We start from the raw sequence: 6,073 nt of genomic DNA on the forward strand, positions 1-6,073 counted from the left end.
CGGTGCACGTACCGGCCGCGAAGGCATGGTCGCGGTGGGAGTCGTCCACCATCACCTTGCTGCAGGACGCCGATCTGATTGACCACTTCACCGAGGATGCGTTTGCGGTGGCCTTCGCGCGGATCGAAAACCACTTCTTCATGAATGAGGGATGGTTCTACGACGGACAGCTCATCGCCGAGGCGCACAAGCTCAGAAACATTCCGGCGGTCATCATCCAGGGCCGTTACGACATGTGCACCCCGGCCGTGACCGCCTGGGATCTGCATCGAGCCTGGCCGGAGGCGGACTTTCAGATGATTCCCGACGCCGGCCACTCCTTCCAGGAGCCCGGGATCTTCGCGGCCATTGTCGAGGCAACTGATCGGTTTGCGGGCTGACTCACATCAGCCACGAGTTGCCGTCAGGGACGGTCGTGGGTCAGCGCGCCTCAGCCCTCCGGGAGGTCAGCGAAGGTTGCCTTCGCGTCCTTGTACCAACCCATCGCCTGCTTGGGGCGGCGCCAGCGTGCCTTCATGGCGTCGCGCGCTTCCTGATGGCTGGCGTCGCCGGCCTTCTCGGCCTCCTTGAGGTGGCGGTCCTGAGCCTTGATCACCTCGTCGGCCGTCGTGCCGTGGTGCGCGAGCTCGCAAGGCCCTCCGAGCTGGTGGCAGGTCATTTTCTTCATCGTTCGGTCTCCTTCCGTGATGTGGCGGTTCGGTCTGCATGACGAGCGGCGCATGTCAGATGTGACCGATGAAACGGATCAATCGCACTTCTGGTGACGATTGCGGCGCGCCACGCGGCTCAGCACGTCTGGCTCGGCGCGAAACATGATGGCCTGGACGACCCCGTCAGCGATCGTGAAGTCGAAGAGCACCTCGGCCTGGCCTCGGTGGAACCACGCGGCTCCCGGCCGGCCATCGGTCATCACGGCGAGTGCAGCATGCGCGGCGCCGTTGAAGAATGTCGCGACCTGCTGGCTGCCGTGCATGCGGTCCGGGGTGCCAGCGCGGGTGGCCTCGGCGTCTGCCGTGATCGTCACGTCGGGAGCGAGCAGCTGCAGGAGCCGTTGGAAGTCGCCGCCTCGTGCCGCGGCCATGAAAGCGTCGACGACTTCCCAGTCGGCCAGCTGATCATCGGGAACCGGCTGGGTGACCTTCGCCCGGGCTCGCGAGGCGAGCTTGCGAGCCGCGACCGGGGTGGTGTTGAGGATGCTCGCGATCGTGCTGAACTCGAAACCGAAGCTGTCGTGCAGGACGAACGCCACGCGCTCCTGCGGTGAGAGGCGATCCAGCACGGCCTGCAGGGCGACGCCCACGATGTCGGCGAGCACAAGGTCCTCCGCCGGGTCAGGCGAGTTTCCCGCCTCCGGGAGCTCGGCCCGGGGGACTGGGGTGCGCGCCTTCAGACGATCAAGACACAGTCGGGTGGTCACCGTGGTGAGCCACGCTGGAACGTCGTCGATGTCCGTGTCGGTGCGATGCATCCGCAACCAGGCCTGTTGCACCAAGTCCTCGGCCTCGGCTCGATCGGCGACGACGCGCGTCGCGAGCCCCACCAGCCGGGGTCGTTCCGCCTCGAAAGCCTCAGTCCTGTCCATGTCTCCACCTCAGCACGACCTTGCACACGTGAAGCTGACGACTGGGCGTGGCCAGACGTGACGTCACGGAAGATGTCTTGATGCTAGGCCTTGCCGGTCCGCTCGCGGTGTGCGCAGCCCGGCCAGCAGCAGGGGCGGCGCATCCCTTCTTCCAGCTCTTCCTGGGTGCGGCGGATGCGGCGCTCGCGCGTCTTGGTCTGCTTGGCGTCCTCGACCCAGCAGATGAACTCGTTGCGAGCCAGCGGGGTGATGTCCTGCCAGGCTGCGAGGGCTACGTCGTTGCCCGCGAGGGCCTCGCGGAGATCGGTGGGAAGGTCGTGCACCACGCCTCCGGCTACCTGGGTGTCACTCATGCGACCACCGTACGGCGACGAACCAGGTCTCGAAGATCGTTTCCGCGTCTTTGGTGCGCTTCACGTCCCGGCGCCACGCTGCCCCATCGCGACGTGGCCGGTCAATATCTGACCATCCTCGCGGCGGGATCACGTCATGACCTCGCCAACAGTCGACATCGATCGCGCTTGTCTGCGCGCCGAGATGCACTCGGCCACCATGACGTCGGTGAGCAGGTCACGCCGCTGCCATCTGGGTGGAACGTTCCTTTCTGGGCTTGGCGAACTTCAGGTACAGCGACGGGAAGATCAGCAGGTTCAGCAGCGTGGCTGTGACGAGGCCACCGAGGATGACCAACGCCATCGGGTGCTCGATCTCGTGTCCGGGGATGCTGCCGGCCGCCGCCAGGGGGACGATCGCCAGCCCCGTGGCGAGTGCTGTCATCAGGATCGGCGCCAATCTCTCCGACGCACCCCGCAGGACGAGCTCGGGCCCGAATTCCATGCCTTCCTCGTGTTCGAGGTGCTGGAAGTGACTGATCATCAAGATGCCGTTGCGTGCGGCGATGCCGAACACGGTCAGGAATCCGATCAGCGATCCCAGTGACAAGATGCCTCCGCCCAGCCAGACGGCGAGCACGCCGCCGACCAAGGACACCGGCAGGAGCAGGAACGCCAGGGCCGCGAGTCGAACGCTGCCGAAGGCAGCCTGGAGCAGCAGGAAGATGGCCAGCAGCGCTGCAATGCCGAACAAGGCCAGAGTCGATTGTGCGGCGTCCAGCTCTGAGGACTCTCCAAGCACCTTGACGCTGTAGCCGGTGGGCAGGTCCAGATCCGCGACGCGGCTCTCGACCTCCTCGACCGCGGCTCCGAGGTCACCGTTCTCGACAAGATTCGCCTCCACGTCGATGCGTCGCGACTGATCGTCGCGCAGGATGGCATTGGGGCTCGACGCGAATCTGACGTCCGCCACATCAGACAGCGCGACCTTGTCGCCGGCGGGGGTGTCGATCGGCAGGTCTCTGATGTCGTCCACGCTGTCGCGGGACTTGGGGATCGACCAGACATGGACGTCGTAGGCCCGACCCTTCGTGAAGATGTCGGCCACCTCCTCGCCGGCGATGTAGGCCGACGACTGGCGCCGGATGTCGCCGGGCGAGAGGTCGTACTCGCGCGCCTTGACCAGATCGAGCTCGATCTCGATCTGCGGCAGCTCCTTTTGCAGTGCCGCGTGGGTGTCAGCGAGGTCTGGCGTGTTGCCGATGGCCTTGACCGTCTCATCGGCCAAGCGCGCCAGTTCGCGTGGTTCCGGTCCGTAGATCCGCACGACGATGGCGCCACTGGACCCCGTCAGGACCTCCTTGACCCGCTCGCGCAGGTACGTCTGTACGTCTCGCTGCATGCCGGGATAGCTGTCGACCAGATCGGTGACGCTCTGCAAGGTCTCGTCGTAGTCGACGTCCTTGGAGATGCTGATCCAGTTCTCACCGAAGTAGGCGCCGTACACCTCATCGCTCAGCAGCGCCTGGCCGATGTGCGATCCGCAGTTGCGGACGCCGGGGATCTTGCGCAGTTCTTGGCAGGCAGCCACCGAGATGCTCTTTTCCTCCGTGATCGAGGTGGACGGCTCGGTGAGCCAGTGCATCAGGAAGTCGCGTTCCTTGAAGTTGGGCAACAGCTGGGTGCCGAGCGTGGGGTAGATCAGGACGCCCGCGAGAGCGACTCCCAGCACGCCGACCATCGACGGGGTGGGCGTGCGCACCACGCGCTTGAGGACGCGGGCGTACCCGCGCTTCAGCGTGCGCAGCAGGGGGGCCTCGCGTTCGCGCAAGGAACCGCTACGGAGCATCACCAGACACATCGCCGGAGTGATGGTCATCGCCACGAGCATCGAGATGAACACGGCCAACGCGTAGGAGAGCACGAGGGGCTGGAAGAACGAGCCGGACAGGCCGTCGAGGAAGAGCACGGGTACCACCGCGATGATGTTGATCACCGTCGCGTACGTGATCGCGCTGCGGATCTCGACCGAGGCTTCCAGCACGATGCGGGTGGTGGACTTGTCGCTGCCTTCGGCCCGAGCTTGTCTCAATCGTCTGACGATGTTCTCGACGTCGATGATGGCGTCATCGACCACCACCCCGATGGCCACCACCAACCCGGCCAGCACCATGACGTTGATGGTCACGTCGCGCAGGTCGAGCACCATGTAGGCGGCCAGCAGCGACAGGGGAATGGACACCAGACTGATGAACGCTGTGCGCACGGTGTAGAGGAACGCCGTGATGATGAGGATCACCAACAAGATGCCCAGGAGGAGCGCCTTGGTGAGGTTGTCGATGGAGTCCGAGATGAAGGTGGCCGGGCGGAAGATCGTGGTGTCGTACTCGATCTGAGGTAATCCGGGGGCCATCTCCAACATGGTCTCCTCGACGTCCTCGGTGACCTCCTTGGTGTTGGCGCCGCGATACTTCTGAACGATGAGCATGAGCCCGTCGCCGTCGTTGATGACGGCATCGCCCCACAGCTGCTGGCTGTCCTGCTTGACGTCAGCGACGTCGGCCATGCGCAGCACCCGGTCGCCGCGCTGCGCGACTGGCACCTTGGCGAGGTCCTCAGGACCGGTGATCGGTTGGACGTTCTCGATGTTGAGCCGCTGCTGAGCGGTCTCGACGAAGCCGCCCTGTCCCACCGTGAAGCTCTTGGCGTACTGCAGGACGCCGGAGTCGAGCGCCTCGGAGCCGGACTCCATCACCTCATCGATGGAGATGTCGTACTTGGCCAGCAAGGCGGGGTCGACCTGGATGTGACGCTGCTTCAACCGTTCGCCGTAGATGTCGACACCCGCAACTCCGGGAACGCGCAACAGGTGTTGACGAATCTTCCAGTACGAGATCGATGACAGCTCGATGAGGTCCAGCTGGTCGGAGGTGAGACCGATCTTCACGATGCGGCTGGTGGCCGAAAGCGCCGGCATCATCCACGGCGGGCTGGCCCACGTGGGAATGTTCGGGATGACCTGGGCCACCCGCTCCTGGACGAGCTGACGGGCGAGAGTCTCGTCGGTGCCCTTCTCGAAGATGAGGCGAATCGATGACAGCTGAGCCACGGACTTCGAGCGCATCTCCTGCAGCCCCGGAATACCGTTGAGCGCCTCCTCGATCGGCACGGTGACGAGGGATTCGACCTCAGACGTGGAATTGCCCAGCGCGATCGTCTGGATCTCCACCTGAGGCGGCGCGAACTCAGGAAAGACGTCGACCTTGGCGTGGGGAATCTCCGAGATGGCCAGCGCCATGATGGTGCCAGCCAGGAAGAGGACGAGCCAGCGAAAATGCAGGCTGCGCGCGACGATCCAGCGCATGTCAGTACGCGCCGTATTCGAGCTCGGCGCCGTGGATCTGTGGCAGGCCCACGGTCACGACACGGGTGCCGACCGGCGGTCCCGCAGACAGGTTGACGGTGTCAGCCTTGATGGTCTCGATGGTGACGTCGGCACGCTCGAAATCAAGCCCGCCGGTGTTCACGTAGACGTACGGTTGGCCCTGGTCGGCGTCGTAGAGAATGGACGCATAAGGGATCGATGTGCCGCCCGACCGTGTGGCGACGGGTTCGGTGCGCAGACCGATTCTCTGTGCGCCGAGCTTGGTGAGGGTGACCACGGGGTGGCCGCCGTCCTTGGCGGGGGTGATCTTGGACGGCTGATAGTGCTCGATCTCGACGGCTTCGACCTGCGCACATCCGGTCGACGCCGACGCCACCAGCGCTGTCAGAATCGCAGCCGCTGCCTTCTGATGGGACCGGATGTTCATGATGAGGACTCCGATGCAGTGTGGTCTGGATGCAAGCTGCTTTCTTCGTCGTCTCGACCCGGCGGGGCCACCGCAAGGCTGAGCGCGGGGACGACCAGGAGGGCGTGCGCCACGGTGGTCACGAGTCCACCGATCACGACGATCGCCAGCGGATGCAGGATTTCCAGCCCGGCGCGGGATCCCGCCACGGCGAACGGGAGCATGACCGCTGCGACGGCGACACTGGTCGTGAGCACCGGCCACAGTCGTTCTCGTGCTGCGTCCAGCACGGCGTCTCGGCGGTCCGTGTCGGTGGAGCCGCTGTTCGCGGTCGCCAGATGCTCCAGGGTGGTCAGGGTGTTGCGGAC

The 6,073-nt window shown here is 65.0% G+C and carries 7 protein-coding genes; 1 reads left to right on the forward strand and 6 read right to left on the reverse strand.

What is annotated here, in order from left to right; genetic code table 11:
* Window positions 1-380: alpha/beta fold hydrolase (locus WB508_RS05220; RefSeq protein WP_423843822.1), on the forward strand; the 380-nt coding region annotated here is incomplete at its 5' end.
* 50 nt (window positions 381-430) lie between these two features.
* On the opposite strand, the gene WB508_RS05225 is transcribed toward WB508_RS05220, so the two are convergent.
* From WB508_RS05225 to WB508_RS05250, 6 genes are all read right to left on the reverse strand, one after another.
* Complete coding sequence (locus WB508_RS05225; protein ID WP_423843823.1) at window positions 431-667, reverse strand: hypothetical protein; 237 nt, start codon at window positions 665-667, stop codon at window positions 431-433.
* Between the two features lie 78 nt (window positions 668-745).
* Window positions 746-1,582: a sigma-70 family RNA polymerase sigma factor gene (locus WB508_RS05230; RefSeq protein ID WP_423843824.1), complete on the reverse strand. Its 837-nt coding sequence runs from the start codon at window positions 1,580-1,582 to the stop codon at window positions 746-748.
* Window positions 1,583-1,665: 83 nt separating this feature from the next.
* Window positions 1,666-1,935 (reverse strand): YdeI/OmpD-associated family protein, encoded by a 270-nt coding sequence (locus tag WB508_RS05235; protein WP_423843825.1) that lies wholly within the window; start codon window positions 1,933-1,935, stop codon window positions 1,666-1,668.
* A 217-nt stretch (window positions 1,936-2,152) separates the two neighbouring features.
* Window positions 2,153-5,278, reverse strand: coding sequence for an efflux RND transporter permease subunit (locus tag WB508_RS05240; RefSeq protein WP_423843826.1), 3,126 nt, complete (start codon window positions 5,276-5,278; stop codon window positions 2,153-2,155).
* A 1-nt stretch (window position 5,279) separates the two neighbouring features.
* Window positions 5,280-5,726, reverse strand: coding sequence for a hypothetical protein (locus WB508_RS05245; RefSeq protein ID WP_423843827.1), 447 nt, complete (start codon window positions 5,724-5,726; stop codon window positions 5,280-5,282).
* Window positions 5,723-6,073: efflux RND transporter permease subunit (locus WB508_RS05250; protein ID WP_423843828.1), on the reverse strand; the 351-nt coding region annotated here is incomplete at its 5' end. The genes WB508_RS05250 and WB508_RS05245, both read right to left, overlap by 4 nt.

The sequence above is a fragment of the Aeromicrobium sp. genome (assembly GCF_049586495.1).
In the GTDB taxonomy this organism is placed as follows: Bacteria; Actinomycetota; Actinomycetes; order Propionibacteriales; family Nocardioidaceae; genus Aeromicrobium.